The sequence below is a fragment of the Pseudomonas sp. 34 E 7 genome (assembly GCF_900005715.1).
Lineage (GTDB): Bacteria > Pseudomonadota > Gammaproteobacteria > Pseudomonadales > Pseudomonadaceae > Aquipseudomonas > Aquipseudomonas orientalis_A.
In genome coordinates this window covers 139,900-163,185 of the sequence record NZ_CVTX01000082.1, presented here as the reverse complement: position 1 = coordinate 163,185, position 23,286 = coordinate 139,900, and the positions used below count along the sequence as shown (strand labels likewise).

22 protein-coding genes and 1 pseudogene are annotated in these 23,286 nt (G+C 61.4%); 15 read left to right on the top strand and 8 right to left on the bottom strand.

Going from position 1 to position 23,286, the window contains the following annotated elements; all coding sequences use genetic code 11:
* Positions 1-10: 10 nt before the first annotated feature.
* Positions 11-1,171 carry a Do family serine endopeptidase AlgW gene (algW, locus tag BFP96_RS04725; protein WP_057725862.1) on the bottom strand — a complete coding sequence of 387 codons (1,161 nt, stop codon included), beginning with the start codon at positions 1,169-1,171 and terminating at the stop codon, positions 11-13.
* 101 nt (positions 1,172-1,272) lie between these two features.
* On the opposite strand from algW, the gene BFP96_RS04720 reads away from it, so the two are divergent.
* The 3 genes from BFP96_RS04720 to cysN all read left to right on the top strand — a co-directional run bounded on the left by BFP96_RS04720 (position 1,273) and on the right by cysN (position 5,115).
* Positions 1,273-2,031 (top strand): Nif3-like dinuclear metal center hexameric protein, encoded by a 759-nt coding sequence (locus tag BFP96_RS04720; RefSeq protein WP_065891506.1) that lies wholly within the window; start codon positions 1,273-1,275, stop codon positions 2,029-2,031.
* Between the two features lie 258 nt (positions 2,032-2,289).
* The gene (gene cysD / locus BFP96_RS04715; RefSeq protein ID WP_017137614.1) at positions 2,290-3,207 is read left to right on the top strand and encodes a sulfate adenylyltransferase subunit CysD; all 918 of its coding nucleotides are present in this window, start codon (positions 2,290-2,292) and stop codon (positions 3,205-3,207) included.
* 9 nt (positions 3,208-3,216) lie between these two features.
* Positions 3,217-5,115, top strand: coding sequence for a sulfate adenylyltransferase subunit CysN (cysN, locus tag BFP96_RS04710; protein WP_065888015.1), 1,899 nt, complete (start codon positions 3,217-3,219; stop codon positions 5,113-5,115).
* A 497-nt stretch (positions 5,116-5,612) separates the two neighbouring features.
* On the opposite strand, the gene BFP96_RS04705 is transcribed toward cysN, so the two are convergent.
* The 3 genes from BFP96_RS04705 to BFP96_RS04695 form a co-directional block, all read right to left on the bottom strand.
* Entirely contained in the window at positions 5,613-6,512 is a 900-nt protein-coding gene (locus BFP96_RS04705; protein ID WP_065888014.1) for an acyltransferase, read from the bottom strand.
* Positions 6,513-8,612: a phosphate acetyltransferase gene (pta, locus tag BFP96_RS04700; RefSeq protein ID WP_065888013.1), complete on the bottom strand. Its 2,100-nt coding sequence runs from the start codon at positions 8,610-8,612 to the stop codon at positions 6,513-6,515.
* Positions 8,613-8,691: 79 nt separating this feature from the next.
* Complete coding sequence (locus BFP96_RS04695; RefSeq protein ID WP_122561932.1) at positions 8,692-8,982, bottom strand: DUF3565 domain-containing protein; 291 nt, start codon at positions 8,980-8,982, stop codon at positions 8,692-8,694.
* On the opposite strand from BFP96_RS04695, the gene BFP96_RS04690 reads away from it, so the two are divergent.
* Positions 8,981-9,466, top strand: coding sequence for an FKBP-type peptidyl-prolyl cis-trans isomerase (locus tag BFP96_RS04690; RefSeq protein WP_003171645.1), 486 nt, complete (start codon positions 8,981-8,983; stop codon positions 9,464-9,466). The genes BFP96_RS04695 and BFP96_RS04690 overlap by 2 nt on opposite strands.
* Before the next feature lie 288 nt (positions 9,467-9,754).
* On the opposite strand, the gene rpsT is transcribed toward BFP96_RS04690, so the two are convergent.
* The gene (rpsT, locus tag BFP96_RS04685; protein ID WP_003171647.1) at positions 9,755-10,033 is read right to left on the bottom strand and encodes a 30S ribosomal protein S20; all 279 of its coding nucleotides are present in this window, start codon (positions 10,031-10,033) and stop codon (positions 9,755-9,757) included.
* Positions 10,034-10,286: 253 nt separating this feature from the next.
* Here rpsT and murJ point away from each other — a divergent pair, with 253 nt between their 5' ends.
* From murJ to ispH, 6 genes are all read left to right on the top strand, one after another.
* Positions 10,287-11,825 (top strand): murein biosynthesis integral membrane protein MurJ, encoded by a 1,539-nt coding sequence (gene murJ, locus BFP96_RS04680; RefSeq protein WP_065935727.1) that lies wholly within the window; start codon positions 10,287-10,289, stop codon positions 11,823-11,825.
* A gap of 119 nt (positions 11,826-11,944) precedes the next feature.
* Positions 11,945-12,883, top strand: coding sequence for a bifunctional riboflavin kinase/FAD synthetase (gene ribF / locus BFP96_RS04675; RefSeq protein WP_065935726.1), 939 nt, complete (start codon positions 11,945-11,947; stop codon positions 12,881-12,883).
* Positions 12,884-12,897: 14 nt separating this feature from the next.
* A complete protein-coding gene (gene ileS / locus BFP96_RS04670) occupies positions 12,898-15,729 on the top strand; it encodes an isoleucine--tRNA ligase (protein WP_065935725.1) in 2,832 nt (943 codons plus the stop codon).
* Positions 15,722-16,234: a signal peptidase II gene (gene lspA, locus BFP96_RS04665; protein ID WP_065891865.1), complete on the top strand. Its 513-nt coding sequence runs from the start codon at positions 15,722-15,724 to the stop codon at positions 16,232-16,234. The genes ileS and lspA overlap by 8 nt, the downstream gene beginning before the upstream one ends.
* A gap of 7 nt (positions 16,235-16,241) precedes the next feature.
* Positions 16,242-16,682, top strand: a complete 441-nt coding sequence (locus BFP96_RS04660) for an FKBP-type peptidyl-prolyl cis-trans isomerase (RefSeq protein WP_170875978.1) — start codon at positions 16,242-16,244, stop codon at positions 16,680-16,682.
* A 101-nt stretch (positions 16,683-16,783) separates the two neighbouring features.
* Positions 16,784-17,731 (top strand): 4-hydroxy-3-methylbut-2-enyl diphosphate reductase, encoded by a 948-nt coding sequence (gene ispH, locus BFP96_RS04655; protein WP_057725850.1) that lies wholly within the window; start codon positions 16,784-16,786, stop codon positions 17,729-17,731.
* Here ispH and BFP96_RS04650 read toward each other — a convergent pair.
* Positions 17,685-18,261 (bottom strand): annotated as a pseudogene (locus BFP96_RS04650) (GspH/FimT family pseudopilin). The gene ispH and the pseudogene BFP96_RS04650 sit on opposite strands and share 47 nt — an antisense overlap.
* A gap of 204 nt (positions 18,262-18,465) precedes the next feature.
* Between BFP96_RS04650 and pilV the strand changes: the two are divergent.
* The 5 genes from pilV (at position 18,466) to thiO (ending at position 21,775) form a co-directional block, all read left to right on the top strand.
* Positions 18,466-18,951: a type IV pilus modification protein PilV gene (pilV, locus tag BFP96_RS04645; protein ID WP_065935724.1), complete on the top strand. Its 486-nt coding sequence runs from the start codon at positions 18,466-18,468 to the stop codon at positions 18,949-18,951.
* A complete protein-coding gene (locus BFP96_RS04640; protein ID WP_065891868.1) occupies positions 18,948-19,655 on the top strand; it encodes a PilW family protein in 708 nt (235 codons plus the stop codon). The genes pilV and BFP96_RS04640 overlap by 4 nt, the downstream gene beginning before the upstream one ends.
* 4 nt (positions 19,656-19,659) lie before the next feature.
* A complete protein-coding gene (locus BFP96_RS04635) occupies positions 19,660-20,190 on the top strand; it encodes a pilus assembly PilX family protein (protein ID WP_065935723.1) in 531 nt (176 codons plus the stop codon).
* Positions 20,191-20,201: 11 nt separating this feature from the next.
* Complete coding sequence (locus tag BFP96_RS04630; protein WP_065891870.1) at positions 20,202-20,603, top strand: type IV pilin protein; 402 nt, start codon at positions 20,202-20,204, stop codon at positions 20,601-20,603.
* A 62-nt stretch (positions 20,604-20,665) separates the two neighbouring features.
* On the top strand, positions 20,666-21,775 hold the full coding sequence (gene thiO / locus BFP96_RS04625; protein WP_065891890.1) for a glycine oxidase ThiO: 1,110 nt from the start codon (positions 20,666-20,668) through the stop codon (positions 21,773-21,775).
* Here the strand turns inward: thiO and BFP96_RS04620 are convergent.
* Together BFP96_RS04620 and BFP96_RS04615 are read right to left on the bottom strand one after the other, a co-directional pair.
* Positions 21,762-21,995: a PP0621 family protein gene (locus tag BFP96_RS04620; protein ID WP_065888002.1), complete on the bottom strand. Its 234-nt coding sequence runs from the start codon at positions 21,993-21,995 to the stop codon at positions 21,762-21,764. The two genes, thiO and BFP96_RS04620, sit on opposite strands and share 14 nt — an antisense overlap.
* A gap of 127 nt (positions 21,996-22,122) precedes the next feature.
* Positions 22,123-23,148, bottom strand: coding sequence for an outer membrane protein assembly factor BamD (locus BFP96_RS04615; RefSeq protein ID WP_065888001.1), 1,026 nt, complete (start codon positions 23,146-23,148; stop codon positions 22,123-22,125).
* Positions 23,149-23,286 lie beyond the last annotated feature (138 nt).

Genomic DNA, 23,286 nt, shown 5'->3' with positions numbered 1-23,286 from the left:
GCGCTGCCGCTTATTCCTCTTCCTTCACCGGTGCCGTGGCCGGCGGCGGGCGCAGGCCGATTTCCGCCGACAGCTTGATTTCCTTGCCGTTGCGCATCACCTGGATCGCCACCTTGTCGGTCGGCTTGATCCGCGCCACCTGGTTCATCGACTTGCGGCCATCACCGGCGGGTGCGCCGTCGATGCTGAGGATCACATCGCCCAGTTGCAGGCCGGCTTTCTGCGCCGGGCCGTCGCGGAAGATCCCAGCGACCACGATGCCCGGGCGCCCGGTCAGGCCAAACGACTCGGCCAGTTCCTTGGTCAAGGGCTGGACTTCAATGCCCAGCCAGCCACGAATCACCTGGCCGTGTTCAATGATCGACTTCATCACCTCCATCGCCAGCTTCACCGGGATCGCAAAACCGATGCCCTGGGAACCGCCGGACTTGGAGAAAATCGCTGTGTTGATGCCTGTCAGGTTGCCATTGGCATCCACCAGCGCGCCGCCGGAGTTGCCGGGGTTGATCGCCGCGTCGGTCTGGATGAAGTCTTCGTAGCTGTTAAGGCCCAGTTGGTTACGCCCGGTGGCGCTGATGATGCCCATGGTCACCGTCTGGCCGACGCCGAACGGGTTGCCGATGGCCAGCGCCACGTCACCCACGCGCAGGCCGTCGGAGCGGCCGAGGGTGATCGACGGCAAATCCTTCAGGTCGATCTTCAGTACCGCAAGATCGGTTTCCGGATCGCTGCCCACCACGCGGGCCAGGGTCTCGCGGCCGTCACGCAGGGCCACCACGATCTGGTCGGCGCCGGTGGTCACGTGATTGTTGGTGAGGATGTAGCCTTCCGGGCTCATGATCACCCCGGAACCGAGGCTGGACTCCATGCGGCGCTGCTTGGGCCCGTTATCACCGAAATAGCGGCGAAACTGCGGGTCTTCGAACAGGGGATGCGCCGGCTTGTTGATCACCTTGGTGGTGTACAGGTTGACCACGGCGGGGGCGGCGATGACCACGGCGTCGGCATAGGTCACCGGGCCTTGCACCACGGTGCTGGTTTGCGGGGCCTGTTGCAGGTTCACATCCAGACTGGGCAGGCCAACCCACTGGGGATAACGCTGAATAATCAGCATCGCGATCAGCACGCCAGCCAGCAATGGCCATCCAAAAAAACGCAGTGCCTTGAGCATCAAGTAAGTCCTGACAGGTTGCAGGGGGCGCGGGAGCGCCCATAATGTCGCGCATTATACGAGGCTGTGACGCCTGCGAACCGGATATTTAGGAGTCTTTTATGGCCGTCCCCCTTACCACCCTCGTCGAGGAAGCGGACCGCTACCTTGGCAGCCTGAAAATCGCCGATTATTGCCCCAACGGCCTGCAAGTCGAGGGCCGGCCCCAGGTGATGCGCATCGTCAGCGGCGTCACCGCCAGCCAGGCCCTGCTGGACGCCGCCGTCGAAGCCCAGGCCGACCTGATCCTGGTGCACCACGGGTATTTCTGGAAGGGTGAGAACCCCTGCATCACCGGCATGAAGCAGCGTCGCCTGAAAACCTTACTCAAGCACGACATCAGCCTGCTGGCCTACCACCTGCCCCTGGATCTGCACCCCGATGTCGGCAATAACGTGCAGCTTGCCAGGCAACTGGACATCACCGTCGAAGGCCCGCTGGACCCCGGCAACCCCAAAGTGGTTGGCCTGGTCGGCTCGCTCGCCGAGCCGCTGTCACCGCGCGACTTTGCCCGTCGCGTGCAGGACGTGATGGGCCGCGAGCCGCTGTTGATCGAAGGCAGCGAGATGATCCGCCGCGTCGGTTGGTGCACCGGGGGCGGCCAGGGCTATATCGACAATGCGATTGCCGCGGGCGTCGACCTGTTTATCAGCGGCGAAGCGTCCGAGCAGACCTTCCACAGCGCCCGCGAAAACGACATCAGCTTCATTGCCGCCGGCCATCACGCCACCGAGCGTTATGGCGTGCAGGCACTGGGCGATTACCTGGCGCGACGCTTCGCCCTGGAGCACCTGTTCATCGATTGCCCGAACCCGATCTGAGCCATACAGCGGGACTCAATGTGGGAGGGGGCTTGCCCCCGATTGCGGTGTGTCAGTCAGTACCTATTTCACTGATCCACCGCTCTCGAGGGCAAGCCCCCTCCCACACTTGACCGCATTGCAGGCCAAACTCAGGGGTATATTCATATACCGTTTCGATCTAGTTGGCGCCCTGAATAGAAGCAGGTGCTGTGCTAGCATGCCCCGCTCGAACACGGCCCGCTGGCCGTCCACAAGATCGTTTTTCCGTGAGTAGCCATGGTCGACAAACTGACGCATCTGAAACAGCTGGAGGCGGAAAGCATCCACATCATCCGCGAGGTCGCCGCCGAGTTCGACAACCCGGTGATGCTCTACTCGATCGGTAAAGACTCCGCCGTGATGCTGCACCTGGCACGCAAGGCCTTCTTCCCGGGCAAACTGCCGTTCCCAGTGATGCACGTCGACACCCGCTGGAAATTCCAGGAGATGTACAAGTTCCGCGACAAAATGGTCGAGGAACTGGGCCTGGACCTGATCACCCACGTCAACCCGGACGGTGTGGCGCAGGGCATCAACCCCTTCACCCACGGCAGCGCCAAGCACACTGACATCATGAAGACCGAGGGCCTCAAGCAGGCCCTGGACAAGCATGGTTTCGACGCTGCCTTTGGCGGCGCGCGTCGCGATGAAGAGAAATCCCGTGCCAAAGAGCGCGTGTACTCGTTCCGCGACAGCAAGCACCGCTGGGACCCGAAAAACCAGCGCCCGGAGCTGTGGAACGTCTACAACGGCAACGTCAACAAGGGCGAGTCGATCCGTGTGTTCCCGCTGTCCAACTGGACCGAGCTGGACATCTGGCAGTACATCTACCTGGAAGGCATCCCGATCGTGCCGCTGTATTTCGCCGCCGAGCGCGATGTGATCGAGAAGAACGGCACGTTGATCATGATCGACGACGACCGCATCCTCGAGCACCTGTCCGACGAAGACAAAGCCCGCATCGTCAAAAAGAAAGTCCGTTTCCGTACCCTTGGCTGCTACCCGTTGACGGGCGCGGTGGAGTCCGAAGCCGAGACGCTGACCGACATCATTCAGGAAATGCTCCTGACGCGAACTTCCGAGCGCCAGGGCCGTGTCATCGACCACGATGGCGCTGGCTCCATGGAAGATAAAAAACGTCAAGGCTATTTCTAAGGGGCTGTCATGTCGCATCAATCTGATTTGATCAGCGAGGACATCCTCGCCTACCTGGGCCAGCACGAGCGCAAGGAAATGTTGCGCTTTCTGACCTGTGGCAACGTCGACGACGGCAAGAGCACCCTGATCGGGCGCCTGCTGCACGACTCCAAGATGATCTACGAAGATCACCTGGAAGCCATCACCCGCGATTCGAAAAAATCCGGCACCACTGGCGATGACATCGACCTGGCCTTGCTGGTCGACGGCCTGCAGGCCGAGCGTGAGCAGGGCATCACCATCGATGTGGCCTACCGCTACTTCTCCACCGCCAAGCGCAAATTCATCATCGCCGACACCCCGGGCCATGAGCAGTACACCCGCAACATGGCCACCGGTGCTTCCACCTGTGACCTGGCGATCATCCTGATCGACGCCCGCTACGGCGTGCAGACCCAGACCCGTCGCCACAGCTTCATCGCCTCGCTGCTGGGTATCAAGCACATCGTGGTCGCCATCAACAAGATGGACATCAACGGCTTTGACCAAAGCGTGTTCGAGTCGATCAAGGCCGATTACCTGAAGTTTGCCGAGGGCATCGCCTTCAAGCCGAGCACCCTGGCCTTTGTGCCGATGTCGGCGCTCAAGGGCGACAACGTGGTGAACAAGAGCGAGCGTTCGCCCTGGTACACCGGCCAGTCGCTGATGGAGATCCTCGAAACCGTCGAGATCGCCAACGACCGCAACTACACCGACCTGCGTTTCCCGGTGCAGTACGTCAACCGTCCGAACCTGAACTTCCGTGGTTTTGCCGGCACCCTGGCCAGCGGCATCGTGCACAAGGGCGACGAAGTCGTGGTGCTGCCGTCGGGCAAGAGCAGCCGCGTCAAATCCATCGTCACGTTCGAGGGCGAGCTGGAGCACGCAGGTCCCGGTCAGGCGGTGACGCTGACCATGGAAGACGAGATCGATATCTCCCGTGGCGACCTGCTGGTACACGCCGACAACGTGCCGCAAGTGACCGACGCCTTCGACGCCATGCTGGTGTGGATGGCCGAGGAGCCGATGCTGCCGGGCAAGAAATACGACATCAAGCGCGCCACCAGCTATGTGCCGGGTTCCATCACCAGCATCGTGCACCGTGTGGACGTGAACACCCTGGCCGAAGGCCCGGCCAGTTCCCTGCAGTTGAACGAGATTGGCCGGGTCAAGGTCAGCCTGGACGCCGCCATCGCCCTGGACGGTTACGACAGCAACCGCACCACCGGCGCCTTTATCGTCATCGACCGTTTGACCAATGGCACCGTTGCGGCGGGCATGATCATCGCCCCGCCCGTGACCCATGGCAGCGCGGCGCAGCACGGCAAGTTGGCCCATGTGGCCACCGAGGAACGTGCCCTGCGCTTCGGCCAGCAGCCGGCCACGGTGTTGTTCAGCGGCCTGTCCGGCGCCGGCAAGAGCACCTTGGCCTATGCGGTTGAACGCAAGCTGTTCGACATGGGCCGTGCGGTGTTCGTACTGGACGGCCAGAACCTGCGTCACGACCTGAACAAAGGGCTGCCGCAGGACCGCGCCGGGCGTACCGAAAACTGGCGGCGTGCCGCTCACGTGGCGCGCCAGTTCAACGAAGCCGGCCTGCTGACCCTGGCCGCGTTCGTCGCCCCGGATGCCGAAGGCCGTGAACAGGCCAAGGCGCTGATTGGCAGCGATCGCCTGCTGACGGTGTACGTGCAAGCGTCGCCATTGGTGTGCGCCGAGCGTGATCCGCAAGGGCTGTACGCTGCCGGTGGGGATAACATCCCGGGTGAGTCGTTCCCGTACGACGTGCCATTGAATGCCGACCTGGTGATCGACACCCAGGCCCTGTCGCTGGAAGACAGCGTCAAGCAAGTGCTGGAACTGTTGCGCCAGCGCGGCGCAATCTAAACCAGTACTCGGTCAAATGTGGGAGGGGGCTTGCCCCCGATAGCGGTGTGTCAGTCAAATAGGCTGAGCCTGACACTCTGCTATCGGTATCTACACAACTCAGCAGCGCCCAACCGTAACCACGATGCGAAGCGAGCCGCTCTTGATCTGCTTTTGATCTTGATCTCAGGCGCCCCGTTAAACCACGCTGGCCGAACGCAGGCTTGAATCCGTGGGTAACCCGGCAGGACGCCGGGTTAGCCGCACTGGGCCATGGATGGCCCATTGCGGCGGCCCACGGATTCAAGCCGGAGAGAGGGCACACCGAGCCTAAGCGAGGTGCCGAGTGGTGGGGCAAGAGCGTTTTGCTTACTTTTGCGCTTTTCAAAAGTGAGCCGCCGTCAGGGCGGAACCCTAAGCAGCCGTTACCGCAGAAACGGATATGTACTCAGTCTGATCCAACATCCTGGTCGGCCCAGAGGCCGCCATCGGGGGCAAGCCCCCTCCCACATTTTTGATCAGTTGCGGTCTGGGAAATCGGTGTGCAGCTTGTCCAGCAAGGCATCCTTGTCTTCCCACAGCTGGTTGATCCAGCCCTGGAACGCCAACCGATACTCCCCATCCTGCTCATAATTGCTGCCAATAAACTCGGCCGGAATCCGCACTTCCTCGAACTGCACCACCACGTCCTTCACATTCCCGCACAGCAAATCCCAATACCCCGGTCGCCCGGCCGGATAGTGGATAGTCACATTCACCAGTGACTTCAATTGCTCACCCATGGCATCCAGCACAAACGCGATTCCGCCGGCCTTGGGCTTGAGCAGATAGCGAAACGGTGACTTCTGTTGCGCGTGCTTGCCTGGCGTAAACCGCGTGCCCTCGGCGAAGTTGAAGATGCCCACCGGGTTGTCGCGAAACTTCGCACAGGTTTTGCGCGTGGTTTCCAGGTCCTTGCCTTTCTTTTCCGGGTGTTTTTCCAGGTAAGCCTTGCTGTAGCGCTTCATGAATGGAAAGCCCAGGGCCCACCACGCCAGGCCAATCACCGGGACCCAGATCAGTTCCTGCTTGAGAAAGAACTTCAGCGGGCGAATCCGTCGATTGAGCACGTATTGCAGCACCATGATGTCGACCCAGCTCTGATGGTTGCTGGTGACCAGATACGAATGCTGGTAATCCAGGCCTTCGAGGCCGCTCAGGTGCCAGCGCGTGCGCCGCACCAGGTTCATCCAGCCCTTGTTGTTCGTGACCCAGGCTTCGTGGGTGTGATTCATCAACCATTCGCTGAAGCGCTTGGCGAAGGGCAGCGCCTTGAACAGCGCGACGATAAACAGGAACGAGCACAGCAGGATCGTGTTCAGTGCCAGCAGCAGGGACGCGATCACCCCACGTACGGCGGCAGGTAGAAAATCCAGCATTTAGATATCCATAGGTCGGTTGGCGGCTTGGATCGCGGTGAGGGCGATGGTGTATACGATGTCGTCCACCTGGGCGCCGCGTGGCAGGTCGTTGACCGGTTTGCGCAGGCCCTGGAGCATCGGCCCCAGGCTCACGCAATCGGCGCTGCGCTGCACGGCTTTGTAGGTGGTGTTGCCGGTGTTCAGGTCGGGGAACACGAATACCGTGGCCTTGCCGGCGACCTGGCTGTTGGGCGCCAATTGCCGGGCCACGCTTTCGTTGGCGGCGGCGTCGTATTGCAGCGGGCCGTCGATCAGCAGTGAGCTTTGCTGTTCGTGGGCGAGCAGGGTGGCCTCGCGGACTTTTTCGACTTCCTCGCCGCTGGCCGAATCGCCGCTGGAATAACTGATCATCGCCACGCGCGGGGCGATGCCGAACGCGGCCGCCGAGTCGGCGCTTTGCAAGGCAATTTCAGCCAGCTCCGCAGCGCTGGGGTGCGGGTTCATTACACAGTCGCCGTACACCAGCACCTGCTCGGGGAACAGCATGAAGAACACCGACGACACCAGGGTGCAGCCCGGCGCTGTTTTAATCAGCTGCAGGGCAGGGCGGATGGTATTGGCGGTGGAGTGGATGACGCCGGAGACCAGGCCGTCCACTTCGTCCAGGGCGAGCATCATGGTGGCGATCACCACGGTGTCTTCCAACTGCTGCTCGGCCATCGGTGCGTTCAAACTCTTGCTCTTGCGCAGTGCCACCATGGGCTCGACGTAGCGCTGGCGGATCAGGTCCGGGTCGAGAATCTCCAGGCCTTCGGGCAAATCGATGCCGTGGGCGCGAGCGACGGCTTCCACGTCCGCCGGCTTGGCCAGCAGCACGCAGCGCGCGATGCCCCGCGCCTGGCAGATCGCAGCGGCTTGCACAGTCAGCGGCTCGCTGCCTTCGGGCAACACGATGCGCTTGTTGGCGGCCTGGGCGCGCTGGATCAACTGGTAGCGGAATACCGCAGGGGACAGGCGCATTTCCCGGGGCGTGCCGCAGCGTTGGTGCAGCCAGCGTGCATCGAGGTGGCTGGCGACGAAGTCGGTGATGATCTCCGCGCGCTCGCGGTCATCGATGGGGATTTCCTTGTTGAGGCTATTAAGCTGGTTGGCGGTGTCGTAGGAACCGGTGCTCACCGACAGCACCGGCAACCCGGCCTGGAATGCACCGCGGCACAGCTCCATGATGCGCGGGTCGGGCAGGGTGTCGCTGGTCAGCAGCAGGCCGGCCAGCGGCACGCCGTTGATCGCGGCCAGGCTGACGGCGAGGATGATGTCGTCGCGATCGCCGGGTGTTACGACCAGTACGCCGGGCTTGAGCAGCTCCACGGTGTTGCGCATGGTGCGCGCGCAAATGATGATCTTGGTCATGCGCCGGGTTTCGTAGTCACCGGCATTGAGGATCTGCGCACCCATCAGGTCGGCCACGTCGCGGGTACGCGGTGCGTTGAGTTCGGGCTGGTAGGGAATGCAGCCGAGCAGGCGGAAATCACCGCTGCGCAACAACGGCGAGTGCTCCTTGAGACGCGCCGAGAACGCCTCCATGCTTTCGTCGGTGCGCACCTTGTTAAGGATCACGCCGAGTACTTTCGGGTCTTTCGGGCCGCCGAACAGTTGAGCCTGCAGTTCCACGCGACCGGACAATTCGGTGAGCACTTCGTTTTCCGGGGCCGAGACCAGGATCACTTCCGCATCCAGGCTCTTGGCCAGGTGCAGGTTGACCCGGGCCGCATAACTGGCGCTGCGGGTCGGCACCATGCCTTCGACGATCAGCACGTCCTTGCCCACGGCGGCTTGCTGGTACAGCGTGATGATTTCTTCGAGCAACTCATCCAGCTGGCCGTCGCCGAGCATGCGCTCGACATGGGCCAGGCCGAGGGGTTGGGGCGGTTTCAGGCCGTGGGTGCGCGCCACCAGTTCGGTGGAACGCTCGGGGCCGGTATCGCCAGGGTGTGGCTGGGCAATCGGTTTGAAAAAACCGACTTTCAGCCCGGCTCGTTCCAGGGTACGCACCAGCCCAAGGCTGATGGAGGTCAGGCCCACACCAAAATCGGTGGGCGCGATAAAAAAAGTCTGCATGCGAATTCTCTGGAGGTGCATGGCTGGGGTGGCGCTCTATGCTTGAGCGCCTACCGCGAATCAGGCGCCAAGGTTATCGTTATTCGTGCTGTTGCGCACACCAGCCGCAGGCAAAGGGTTGGCCTATTTTTTCAAGGCGTTGCGCGGGGTCGAGCACCCAGGCGCGCGACTGCCACGGCGGCTGGTGGCGCAGATGCTGGGTGTGGCCGCAGGACAGCTCGGCGACCCAGTGCAGGTCGTCGTCCTGGTGGAATCCGGTTATCGTCGAGACCGTTGGTCGGCCCCGTCCGTCCGGGTTCTGTTCGCTTTCGGACAAATCCTTGTTTAGACTTGTCCGTTCTTCATTCTTATGCAAAAGGTCTCGCCCCATGACGATCGCCGCTAACAAGGCTGTCTCCATCGACTATACCCTGACCAACGACGCTGGTGAGGTCATCGACAGCTCCGCCGGCGGCGCGCCGCTGGTCTACCTGCAAGGCGCGGGTAACATCATCCCAGGCCTGGAAAAGGCGCTGGAAGGCAAGGCAGTCGGTGATGAACTGACCGTTGCCGTAGAGCCTGAAGATGCCTACGGCGAATACTCCGCCGAACTGGTCAGCACCTTGAGCCGCAGCATGTTCGAAGGTGTTGATGAGCTGGAAGTCGGCATGCAGTTCCACGCTTCCGCGCCGGACGGCCAAATGCAGATCGTGACCATCCGCGACCTGGACGGCGACGACGTGACCGTTGACGGTAACCACCCTCTGGCTGGCCAGCGCCTGAACTTCCAGGTGAAGATCGTTGCCATTCGCGACGCTTCCCAGGAAGAAGTGGCTCACGGTCACGTCCACGGTGAAGGCGGTCATCACCATTGATTGTGGTTTGATCAATCGGTAGCAAAAACGCCCCGACTGGTTCGGGGCGTTTTTTTTGTGCTTGAAAATATCTACCTGACACTCATGGGGTCAATGTGGGAGGGGGCTTGCCCCCGATAGCGGTGTGTCAGTCAAAGTATTTCTTACTGATACACCGCCATCGAGGGCAAGCCCCCTCCCACATTTGGATAGGTGTGCATTCCAGAAAACAAAAATGCCCCGGACCTTTCGGTACGGGGCATTTCTTAACTGTTACGCAACCTGAGGTCACGTGGCAGTTGTTACCACTTAGGCTGCAGCAGCAACGTTCAGAGCCTTGATGTGGCCATTCAGGCGGCTCTTATGACGAGCGGCCTTGTTCTTGTGGATGATGCCTTTATCGGCCATACGGTCGATAACTGGCACGGCCAGAACGTAAGCAGCTTGGGCTTTTTCAGCGTCTTTGGTGTCGATGGCTTTAACTACATTCTTGATGTAGGTACGAACCATGGAACGCAGGCTGGCGTTGTGGCTGCGACGCTTCTCAGCCTGTTTTGCACGTTTTTTGGCGGAAGGTGTGTTGGCCACCGTCGAGCTCCTCGAAAGACTTTTTAGGAAATAGCAAACAAAATAGGCCGCGAATCATGCCGATGACTTGATGGGTTGTCAAGAGCGGCTGATGCGAACTGCTGAGTGGTCGATCTGAAGAGGCGGGTGATTTATTTCCGGCGCTTGACCTGTAAACTCGCGAGCTTTGGCGCTGTGCTGTTGCAGGCGCGCAGTATCGCATAAGTAGGCGCTTTGTTCGCCTGCTCTTTATCTATAGGCGCAAACTCTTTCAATGAATCTGCTCAAATCGTTGGCTGCCGTCAGCTCTATCACGATGATCTCCCGGGTTTTGGGGTTTGTGCGTGACACCCTGCTGGCACGCATTTTTGGCGCCAGCATGGCCACGGACGCCTTCTTCATTGCCTTTAAACTGCCCAACCTGTTACGCCGGATTTTCGCCGAAGGCGCGTTCTCCCAGGCCTTCGTGCCGATCCTGGCCGAATACAAGACTCAACAGGGGGAGGAGGCGACCCGCACCTTTATCGCCTATGTCTCGGGCCTTCTGACACTGGTGTTGATGCTGGTGACCGTGCTCGGCATGCTCGCCGCGCCCTGGGTGATCTGGGCTACGGCCCCCGGCTTTGCCAATACCCCGGAAAAGTTCGCACTGACCACTGATCTGCTGCGCGTGACCTTTCCTTATATATTGCTGATCTCGCTGTCATCGCTTGCCGGGGCGATTCTCAATACCTGGAACCGTTTCTCGGTGCCGGCCTTCGTGCCGACGCTGCTTAACGTCAGCATGATTATCTTCGCGCTGTTCCTCACGCCGTACTTCGATCCGCCGGTAATGGCCCTGGGTTGGGCCGTCCTGGCCGGCGGCCTGGCACAACTGCTCTACCAACTGCCGCATTTGAAAAAGATCGGCATGCTGGTGCTGCCGCGCCTGAACCTCAAGGACACCGGCGTCTGGCGCGTGATGCGCAATATGTTGCCGGCGATCCTTGGTGTGTCCGTCAGTCAGATTTCCCTGATTATCAATACGGCGTTCGCATCGTTGCTGGTATCCGGTTCGGTGTCGTGGATGTACTACGCCGACCGCCTGATGGAATTGCCGTCCGGCGTGCTCGGGGTGGCCCTGGGCACCATTTTGCTGCCGACCCTGGCGCGCACCTATGCGAGCAAGGACCGCCAGGAATACTCGCGCATTCTCGACTGGGGCCTGCGCCTGTGCTTCCTGCTGGTGCTGCCGTGCTCCCTGGCCCTGGGAATCCTGGCCGAACCCTTGACGGTCTCGCTGTTTCAATACGGTCAATTCGACGCGCACGACGCCCTGATGACCCAGCATGCGCTGGTGGCGTACTCCGTGGGGTTGCTCGGCATTATCGTGATCAAGGTGCTGGCGCCGGGTTTCTATGCCCAGCAGAACATCCGCACACCGGTGAAGATCGCGATCTTCACACTGATCGTCACGCAATTGCTCAACCTGGTGTTTATCGGCCCGCTGGCCCATGCCGGCCTGGCGCTCGCGATCAGTGCCGGTGCCTGTATCAATGCCGGCCTGCTGTTTTATCAACTGCGCAAGCAGCAGATGTACCAACCGCAGCCCGGCTGGGGCGCCTTTACCCTCAAGTTGCTCGTGGCGGTCGCGGCGATGTCGGCCGTGCTGTTTGGGCTGATGCACGTGATGCCGGCCTGGGACCAGGGCCATATGCTGGAGCGCTTCATGCGCCTGGGCGTGCTGGTAGTGGCTGGCGTGGTGGTGTACTTCGGGATGTTGCTGCTGCAGGGTTTCCGCCTGCGCGATTTCAATCGCAAGTCGCTGGGGTAGAGAGTTTGCCGCGATAAAACGGCTGTTTTATCGAATCGATCCATTTGGCCTGCGCTGTTGCCTGTCGTCCGGGGCCGGGTGTGGTTATAATCGACCACTTTATGAGCAAGAAGCGCGTTATGCAGCTGGTTCGAGGTCTCCACAACCTGCGCCCCGAGCACCGGGGCTGCGTCGCCACCATTGGCAACTTTGACGGTGTTCACCGTGGCCACCAGGCTATCCTGGCCAGGCTGCGCGAGCGTGCGGTCGAGTTGGGCGTGCCCAGCTGCGTGGTGATTTTTGAGCCACAGCCGCGGGAGTTCTTCACCCCGGAAACGGCGCCGGCCCGTCTGGCCCGCCTGCGAGACAAACTGCAACTGTTGGCTGAAGAAGGCGTGGACCGCGTCCTCTGCCTGGCTTTCAACCAGCGCCTGCAAAGCCTCAGCGCCGCCGAGTTTGTCGACCGCATCCTCGTCGATGGTCTCGGCGTGCAGCATTTGGAGGTCGGCGACGACTTCCGTTTTGGTTGCGACCGGGTAGGCGATTTCGATTTCCTGCAACACGCCGGCGTCAACCAGGGTTTTACCGTCGAAGCCGCGCAAACCGTCGAACTGGACGGCCTGCGCGTGAGCAGTACCCAGGTGCGTAACGCCCTGGCGGCTGCCGACTTCGCCTTGGCCGAGCGTTTGCTCGGTCGCCCGTTCCGCATCGCCGGGCGGGTACTGCACGGCCAGAAGCTGGCGCGCCAACTGGGCACGCCAACCGCCAACGTGCAACTCAAGCGCCGTCGTGTGCCGCTGACCGGGGTTTACCTGGTGAGTGTCGACATCGACGGCCAATCGTGGCCGGGAGTCGCCAACATAGGCGTCAGGCCCACGGTTGCAGGTGATGGCAAGGCCCACCTGGAAGTTCACCTTTTGGATTTTGCCGGTGACTTGTATGACCGGCGTTTAACGGTGGTTTTCCACCACAAGCTGCGTGAAGAGCAGCGTTTCGCCTCCCTTGAGGCGTTGAAAACGGCGATCAATGCGGATGTCGCCGCCGCCCGTGCACTAGCCGCACCTAGCGCCCATCGCTAACCGAAGAGCCTTAAATGACCGACTATAAAGCCACGCTAAACCTTCCGGACACCGCCTTCCCAATGAAGGCCGGCCTGCCACAGCGCGAACCGCAGATCCTGCAGCGCTGGGACAGTATTGGCCTGTACGGAAAGTTGCGCGAAATTGGCAAGGATCGTCCGAAATTCGTCCTGCACGACGGCCCTCCTTATGCCAACGGCACCATTCACATCGGTCACGCGCTGAACAAGATTCTCAAGGACATGATCCTGCGTTCGAAGACCCTGTCGGGCTTCGACGCGCCGTATGTCCCGGGTTGGGATTGCCACGGCCTGCCGATCGAACACAAAGTCGAAGTGACCTACGGCAAGAACCTGGGCGCGGATAAAACCCGCGAACTGTGCCGTGCCTACGCCACCGAGCAGATCGAAGGGCAGAAGTCCGAATTCATCCGCCTGGGTGTCCTGGGCGAGTGGGACAACCCTTACAAAACCATGAATTTCAAGAACGAAGCCGGTGAAATCCGCGCCCTGGCCGAAATCGTCAAGGGCGGTTTCGTGTTCAAGGGCCTCAAGCCCGTGAACTGGTGCTTCGACTGCGGCTCGGCCTTGGCCGAGGCGGAAGTCGAGTACGAAGACAAGAAGTCCTCGACCATCGACGTGGCCTTCCCGATTGCCGATGAGGCCAGGCTGGCCGAGGCCTTTGGCCTGGCATCGCTGGCCAAGCCGGCGGCCATCGTGATCTGGACCACCACGCCATGGACCATCCCTGCCAACCAGGCGCTGAACGTGCACCCCGAGTTCACCTACGCGCTGGTGGACGTTGGCGATCGCCTGCTGGTGCTGGCCGAAGAAATGGTCGAGCCGTGCCTGGCGCGTTACGAGCTGCAAGGTTCGGTGATCGCCACCACCACCGGCTCCGCGCTGGAACTGATCAACTTCCGTCATCCGTTCTACGACCGCCTGTCGCCGGTGTACCTGGCTGACTACGTCGAACTGGGTTCGGGTACTGGCATCGTTCACTGCTCGCCTGCCTACGGCGTGGACGACTTCGTGATCTGCAAGAAATACGGGCTGGTCAACGATGACATCATCAACCCGGTGCAGAGCAACGGCGTGTACGTGCCGTCGCTGGAGTTCTTCGGCGGCCAGTTCATCTTCAAGGCCGACCCTGCAATCATCGAAAAGCTGCGTGAAGTCGGTGCGCTGATGCAAACCGCTACCATCCAGCACAGCTACATGCACTGCTGGCGCCACAAGACCCCGTTGATCTACCGCGCGACCGCGCAGTGGTTTATCGGCATGGACAAAGAGCCGACCCGCGGCGAAACCCTGCGCATACGCTCGCTCAAGGCCGTCGAAGGCACCAAGTTCGTCCCGGCCTGGGGCCAGGCGCGCCTGCACTCGATGATCGCCAACCGTCCGGACTGGTGCATCTCCCGCCAGCGTAACTGGGGCGTGCCGATCCCGTTCTTCCTGAACAAGGAAAGCGGCGAACTGCACCCACGTACCGTCGAGCTCATGGAGCTCGTGGCCCAGCGCGTTGAACAGGAAGGCATCGAAGCCTGGTTCAAGATGGACGCTGCCGAGTTGCTCGGTGATGAAGCGCCGCAGTACGACAAGATCAGCGACACCCTCGACGTATGGTTCGACTCGGGCACCACCCACTGGCACGTGCTGCGCGGTTCGCACCCGATGGGCCACGAGACCGGCCCGCGTGCCGACCTGTACCTGGAAGGTTCGGACCAGCACCGTGGCTGGTTCCACTCGTCGCTGCTGACCGGTTGCGCCATCGACAACCACGCGCCGTACCGGGAGCTGTTGACCCACGGCTTCACCGTCGACGAAAACGGCCGCAAGATGTCCAAGTCGTTGAAGAATGTGATCGAGCCGAAAAAGATCAACGACACCCTGGGCGCCGACATCATGCGTCTGTGGGTCGCCTCGACCGATTACTCGGGCGAGATCGCCGTCTCCGACCAGATCCTGGCCCGCAGCGCCGATGCCTACCGTCGCATCCGTAATACCGCGCGCTTCCTGCTGTCGAACCTGACCGGTTTCAACCCGGCCACCGACATCCTGCCGGCAGAGGACATGCTCGCCCTCGACCGTTGGGCCGTGGACCGCGCCCTGTTGCTGCAGCGCGAGTTGCAGGAACATTACGGCGAGTATCGCTTCTGGAATGTCTATTCCAAGATCCACAACTTCTGCGTGCAGGAACTCGGTGGTTTCTACCTCGACATCATCAAGGACCGCCAGTACACCACCGGTGCCAACAGCAAGGCGCGCCGTTCGGCGCAGACCGCGCTGTACCACATCAGCGAAGCGCTGGTGCGCTGGATCGCACCGATCCTGGCGTTCACCGCCGACGAATTGTGGGAGTACCTGCCGGGCGAGCGTAACGAGTCCGTCATGCTCAACACCTGGTATGAAGGCTTGACCGAACTGCCGGCCGACTTCGAACTGGGCCGCGAGTATTGGGAAGGCGTGATGGCCGTGAAGGTTGCGGTGAACAAGGAGCTGGAAGTGCAGCGCGCGGCCAAGGCCGTGGGTGGCAACCTGCAAGCCGAAGTCACCCTGTTTGCCGAGAACGGCCTGACCGCCGACCTCGCCAAGCTGAGCAACGAACTGCGCTTTGTGTTGATCACCTCCACCGCAAGCCTGGCGCCTTTCGCCCAGGCTCCGGCAGATGCCGTGGCCACCGATGTGCCGGGCTTGAAGCTCAAGGTGGTCAAGTCGGCCTTCCCTAAATGCGCCCGTTGCTGGCACTGCCGTGAAGATGTCGGCGTGAACCCCGAGCATCCGGAAATCTGCGGTCGTTGCGTCGATAACATCAGCGGTGAAGGCGAGGTTCGTCACTATGCCTAACTCTGCCAGTCGTTTCGGACGCCTGGGCTGGCTCGTATTGAGCGTGCTGGTGCTGGTCATCGACCAGGTCAGCAAGGCTCATTTCGAAGGCACCCTGGAAATGTTCCAGCAGATCGTGGTGATCCCGGATTACTTCAGCTGGACCCTGGCCTACAACACCGGTGCGGCCTTCAGCTTTCTCGCTGATGGCGGTGGCTGGCAGCGCTGGTTGTTCGCGGTGATCGCCGTGGTGGTCAGTGCGGTGCTGGTGGTCTGGCTCAAGCGCCTGGGCCGTGACGACACCTGGCTGGCCATCGCGCTGGCCCTGGTGCTGGGCGGCGCGCTGGGTAACCTGTACGACCGCGTTGCCCTGGGCCACGTGATCGATTTCATCCTGGTGCATTGGCAGAACCGCCATTATTTCCCGGCGTTCAACTTTGCCGACAGCGCTATCACCGTCGGCGCAATCATGCTGGCGCTGGACATGTTCAAGAGCAAGAAAACCGGAGAGACCGTCAATGACTGATCAGGTATTGGCTGAGCAACGCATCGGCCAGAACACGGAAGTCACTTTGCATTTCGCATTGCGCCTGGAGAATGGCGACACGGTCGACAGCACCTTCGACAAAGCCCCGGCGACCTTCAAGGTCGGTGACGGTAATCTGCTGCCCGGTTTTGAAGCGGCTTTGTTCGGCTTCAAGGCCGGCGACAAGCGCAACCTGCAGATCCTGCCGGAAAACGCCTTTGGCCAGCCCAACCCGCAAAACGTGCAGATCATCCCGCGTTCGCAGTTCGAAGGCATGGAGCTGTCGGAAGGCCTGCTGGTGATCTTCAATGACGCGGCGAATACGGAATTGCCCGGCGTGGTCAAAGCCTTCGATGACACGCAAGTGACCATCGACTTCAACCACCCGTTGTCCGGCAAGACACTGACCTTTGACGTCGAGATCATCAACGTCAAGGCGCTGGTCTAAAATGTGGGAGGGGGCTTGCTCCCCTCCCACCTTTGATCTCCATTATCTGTTGAGTCAGCGTTAATATTGACTCAATGTGGCTGCAAGACACGAGGCACAGCATGCAAATCAAACTCGCCAACCCCCGTGGCTTCTGTGCCGGTGTGGACCGGGCGATCGAAATCGTCAACCGCGCCCTGGAAGTCTTCGGCCCGCCGATTTACGTGCGGCATGAAGTCGTCCACAACAAGTTCGTGGTTGAAGATCTGCGTGCTCGCGGCGCCATCTTCGTCGAGGAACTCGACCAGGTGCCTGACGATGTCATCGTTATCTTCAGCGCCCACGGCGTTTCCCAGGCCGTGCGCACCGAAGCGTCCGGCCGTGGCCTGAAAGTATTCGATGCCACATGCCCGCTGGTGACCAAGGTGCACATCGAGGTGGCGCGCTACAGCCGTGATGGACGTGAATGCATTCTGATCGGCCACGCCGGTCATCCGGAAGTCGAAGGCACCATGGGCCAGTACGACGCCAGCAATGGCGGCGCCATCTACCTGGTGGAAGACGAAAAAGACGTCGCCAACCTGCAAGTGCAGAACCCGGAGCGCTTGGCGTTCGTTACCCAGACCACCTTGTCCATGGACGACACCAGCCGCGTTATCGATGCTCTGCGCACGCGATTCCCGGCCATTGGCGGCCCACGCAAGGACGACATCTGCTACGCCACGCAAAACCGCCAGGACGCGGTCAAGCAACTGGCCGATGAGTGCGATGTGGTGCTGGTGGTCGGCAGCCCGAACAGCTCCAACTCCAATCGCTTGCGTGAGCTGGCCGAGCGCATGGCGACACCGGCGTACCTGATCGACGGCGCCGAGGATATGCAGCGTAGCTGGTTCGACGGTGTCGAGCGCATCGGTATCACGGCGGGCGCCTCGGCCCCGGAAGTCCTGGTGCGTGGCGTCATCCAGCAATTGCACGCCTGGGGGGCCACCGGTGCCGATGAGTTGGCGGGGCGCGAAGAAAACATTACGTTTTCGATGCCCAAGGAACTGCGGGTGCGCTCGCTGCTCTGAACCCGCTTCGCTCAACCACGGCATAACGCCTGCTCGGTTTTGTCACTGCGCAGGCTGACGCGCCCACTTGGCGCCAGCACTATCTGATACAGGCTTTGTGCCTGCGTCGTGTCGCACACATGCACGGTGCCGGCACGAAACCCGCCGCCCGCAAACACCGGCTCCCCCAACGCGCTGAAACGTACCTGGCTGCTGACCGGGCCATTACCGGCCACCGGCACGCGCCCGCTGTCCTGTCGCTCCAATAGCACCGGATTCTCGTCATCCAGATGGCCGCGACCACTGATATCCAGGATCACCCGCCACCCTTGGCTCCAGTCTTGCCCGCGCGCATGGATGACCACTGCACGACTGCGTGCGATCGCCTCCGTGCGCGCATAACGCAGCCCGTCGGCCAGTGACCGGGCCACGCTTTGCTGCTGCTGCGATTCCAGCAAACCCTTGAAGCCGGGTATGGCCAGTTGCGCCAGAACGCCCGTGACGATCAGCCCCAGCAGTAATTCGATCAAGGTGAACCCTCGTTGTGTCATGTGCGTCCCTCCGTGGATGCGGTTGATCTTTAAGTGACAGGCATAGGTATAGCGGTTGCTCCCTGATGCTGAATGATGGCCTTTACGTCCAATGTATTTCCCTTTGTTCCGATAGCAGCAGCCGCCGAAAACCGGCGCTAGTCTTGGGGCGTACAGCAGGGTTCTGCTGTTTTTCTCCGGCCCTCGACATGGACGACGACGGTAATGCCTTTGTGCAGCAACACCTTATTTCTACGCGCAGTTCATCGACCTCAAGCCGGCATGACCCTGATCGAGGTACTGGTAGCGGTGCTGGTCCTGGCTATCGGACTGCTGGGGGCCGCGGCTCTCCAGCTCAACGCGCTCAAATACACCGACAATGCACGGATGACCAGCCAGGCCAGTTTCATTGCCTACGATATGCTCGATCGAATTCGCGCCAATGCCGGGGTCGATTACGCCTGGGCCCAAGCCGAGCGCGCGCCGCCGAGCACCTCGACCGCCAGCGTGCGTGACCTGGACTTGCACGATTTCGAAGCCAATATCGTAGGTTTTGCCGGCGAAGACGCCAAAGGTGCCGTGGCGGTCAGCGGCAATGAAGTCACTATCAGCATCACGTGGGAAGACGCCAGGTTGGAGAGCAGCCTGGGCGCGCGGCAAACCTTCACCCTGAGCAGCCGTATCGCCAGTGGGCAAGGCCGATCGCAATGAACCGTCCCGCACGTGGTTTCGGGCTGGTGGAGTTGCTGCTGGCGCTGGCCGTCGGGCTGGTGCTGATCCTTGGCGCGAGCCAGGTGCTGATCGGTACGCGGCTGACCCAGGCCAGCCAGCAGGCCGCTACGGTGCTGCAGGATGATGCGCGATTCGTGCTAAACAAGCTGGTCCAGGATATTCGCCAGGCAGGCATGCTGGGATGTTTGGCCCCGGCGTTTATCGACAACGCCCCGGCGGCCTTTGATCGGCCGATTGGCTGGCAAATGTCGGCAAGCGCAACGTCACTGACGCTGGTGACCGCCAATACCGGCGACGGTGCCGGCAAGCCAGACTGGACCGTAGTGTCCGACTGCAGGGATGCGGCACAGGCTTACGCCGGCACGCCGCCTGTGATCGCGCCCGGCCAGATTCGGTTTGCCATACGAGAACTCACCTACACCCATGAGGCGGGGCAGTTGAAAATCAGTACGCCGTCGGCACCGGCCAAGGCGGTGCTGATAGATAACGTACGGGCCTTCGAGATCAGTTTCGGGGTAGCGGCCAGGCCTGAATCGACGGACGTGGCGCGCTACGACAGCCACCCGGCCGACGCATCGTTGATCCGCAGCGTGCGCATCCGCATGACCCTGCAGGACCCGACCGGGCGCGTGAAGGATCAGGCCTATAGCGTCGTGGCCGCACTGCGCAACCGGCTGGAGTAGGGCGATGATCCTGAGTGGGGGGAGCCCTGTGCGCCAGGCGGGAATGGTATTGCTGATCAGCCTGGTCTTTCTGCTGTTGCTGTCACTGGTGGGGTTGTCATCCATGCAGGCCGCGATCTCTCAGCAGAAGGTCGCCGGTAGCCTGTGGCAACGTAATCAATCGTTCCAGACGGCCGAAAGTGGCCTGCGGCTGGGGGAGTCGGCAGTGCGCAGGGGCGGACCTGCGCTGCCACTTTGCCACTCGATCATCCACTGCGCGCCGCCCGCGGAGGCATTTTCGGTGGTTGGCCCTGGGCCAAATCCGGTCTCTGCGGTGAATTGGGTGGCGTTCAAGGACGGGGTATATGGCATTCAATCCCTGGGCGTGGGGATGGGCCAGGCGCATTTACCGCCGCTTATCCCGGCCGCGCTCTTTCGGGTGACGGCCGTGGGGCTGGGTGGCCAGTCGCGCACGGTGCTTGAGACGGTGTATGCGCGGGTGGGGGAGGGCGACGGCGCGCGGTTTCGGCGAATCTTATGGCGGCAACTTCAATAAGGAGCAATTCAATGGGCATGGATAGCCAGGGCTTTACCCTGATCGAGCTGTTGATCGCGGTGGCGATCATCGCGTTGCTGGCCGGGATCGCTTACCCCGGATACACCGGCCAGGTAAAAAAGGTGTATCGGGTGCAAGTCGTCGCGCTGCTGAGCGAGCAGGCTCAACATCTGCAGCGTTTTTACACGCGCAACGGCACTTTTATTGATGCAGGCGGCGTCAGTACAGGCAATGATCACTATAGAATCAGCGCCGTATTGAACCCTCATGATTTTGTCTTGCTCGCCACGCCTGCCCCGCACTCAGTCATGGCGGACGACGCCTGCGGCCAATTCAGCTTGACCAGCACCGGTATGCGCAGCAATCCGGGAGCGGTGCCGCAAATGCCGCTCAAGGCATGCTGGGGGCAGTGATGAGAGTGCTGGATGAATGGGCGCCGGGCGCGCTTTTCCCTTTTTATCGGCTGGATCAAATGATGGCTAAGCAACAGCGAGTAGTGATTGTCGGCGGCGGCGTGATTGGTTTGTTGACGGCATACAACCTGGCGAACCGGGGGCAGGCCGTCATATTGCTGGAGCGCGGTGGGCTTGGGCAGGAGTCCTCATGGGCTGGCGGCGGGATTGTTTCGCCGTTGTATCCATGGCGCTATAGCCCGGCGGTGACCGCCTTGGCCCATTGGTCCCAGGATTTCTACCCGCAACTGGCACAACGGCTGTTCGCTGCGACCGGCGTCGATCCCGAGGTTCACACCACAGGTTTGTACTGGCTCGACCTGGATGACGAAGCCGATGCCCTGGCCTGGGCTGCGCGTGAGGGCAGGCCCTTGAGCAAAGTGGACGTATCGGCGGCCCATGATGCCGTTCCGGCGCTGGGCGGCGGATATTCGCAGGCGATCTTCATGGCCGATGTGGCCAATGTGCGCAACCCGCGCCTGGTCAAATCCCTCAAGGCGGCGTTGTCGGCGCTGCCCGATGTGACGATTTACGAGCAGTGCGAAGTCGATGGCTTTATTTTGCAGGGCGACACCGTGGTCGGCGTGAATACGAGCGCTGGCGCCATGACGGGTGATCAGGTCGTGCTCGCAGCGGGTGCCTGGAGCGGGGATTTGCTGGGAAAACTGGGCTTGGCACTGCCTGTTGAGCCGGTCAAGGGCCAGATGATCCTCTACAAATGCGCGTCTGACTTCTTGTCGAGTATGGTCCTGGCTAAAGGGCGCTATGCGATCCCGCGGCGGGATGGGCATATTTTGATTGGCAGCACCCTGGAGCATGAGGGGTTCGACAAAACGCCGACGATAAGCGCGCTGGAAAGTCTCAAGGCCTCGGCGGTGGAACTGCTTCCCGCCCTGGCGGACGCCGAGGTGGTGGGGCACTGGGCGGGGTTGCGGCCCGGCTCGCCGGAAGGTATCCCGTATATCGGCGAGGTACCCGGCTTCAACGGCTTGTGGCTCAATTGCGGGCATTACCGCAATGGCCTGGTGCTTGCCCCGGCGTCCTGCCAGCTATTTGCCGACTTGCTGCTGGGGCATGCGCCGATCATCGACCCTGCACCTTACGCGCCCGCCGGTCGAGTCAGCGCTGGATAGACTTCGGCCCCTGCTGCAGATGCGCCTGGGTGCAATACCATTGCTGGCCCGAGCTCAGCGCCCGATCCTGCGGCACGTGCACGCCGCAATGGGCGCAACGTACCATCAAGGCGGCATTGGGTTCGCCGGTGCGCGGTTGTCTGGCGGCAGGGTTTTTGAATTTGCGCCAGAGCCATACCGCGGCGGCAATGACGGCGATCCAGAACAATAGACGAAGCATGATGGGCAGTTTCTCGATAAGGAATGCGCCAGTTTAGCCAAGGTGGCCATGGGCGCACAGCGCAATAAATACTCGCCCATGAAAAAGGGAGCTCCTGAGAGCTCCCTTTTTGCGTTGCGTCGAACGGTCAGTCGAACACGCCGAAGGTCATGTAGCTGAACCACGAGCGGTCCTGGTTGTTACCCAGGGCTTGCGGCTCTTCTTCTTCGATCACGTCGCCGTTCTCGTCGTGCGGCTTGAGGTCCGAAGGAATCGCGTCCTTGGCGTCCTGGTACTGCTTGATCACGTCCTGGTTGGCGCGTGTTTCGCCTGGCGGCAGCGGCGGACGGGACTCGATCAGGCCCAGGGTGTACTTGCTCAGCCACGAACGGTTGTCGGCTTCGTCAACCTGAGGCACGAACTGGCCGTCTTTCAGGCTCGGGTGGTCCGGGTAGTTGAGCTTCAGGGTTTCCAGGCTGGTGGTCGCCAGCTGATCCAGGTGCAAGCGCTGGTAAGCCTCGGTCATCACGGCCAGGCCGTCACCCACGGAAGGGGTCTCCTGGAAGTTCTCCACCACATAGCGGCCACGGTTGGCAGCAGCCACGTACGCCTGACGGGTCAGGTAGTAATGGGCCACGTGGATCTCGTAGGAAGCCAGCAGGTTGCGCAGGTAGATCATGCGCTGCTTGGCGTCCGGCGAGTAGCGGCTGTTCGGGTAGCGGCTGGTCAGCTGGGCGAACTCGTTGTAGGAGTCGCGTGCCGCGCCCGGGTCGCGCTTGGTCATGTCCAGCGGCAGGAAGCGCGCCAGCAGGCCAACGTCCTGGTCGAACGAGGTCAGGCCCTTCATGTAGTAGGCGTAGTCCACGTTCGGATGCTGCGGATGCAGGCGGATAAAACGCTCGGCAGCGGACTTGGCAGCTTCCGGCTCGGCGTTCTTATAGTTGGCGTAGATCAGCTCGAGCTGGGCCTGATCGGCATAGCGTCCGAACGGATACCGCGACTCCAGTGCCTTGAGCTTAGCTGTGGCGCTGGTGTAGCTATTGTTATCCAGGTCTGTCTGAGCTTGCTGGTAAAGCTCGACTTCGCTCAGGTTTTCGTCGACGACGTCCTTGGTTGACGAGCAAGCAGCAGTCATGGCGAGGATGGCGATCAGCAGCAGGTGTTTCACTTGCATGGCGGCTTGCGTCCCTATGACGGCCGCTGTCTTGGGCGGGGCCGTCCTGTTATGATGAGCGCCCCGTTGAAAGCCTCGGGGCAAAAGACGCCGTATTTAACCACAAGCGCGCAGCCGAAACCAAAGGCTGTGCCACGC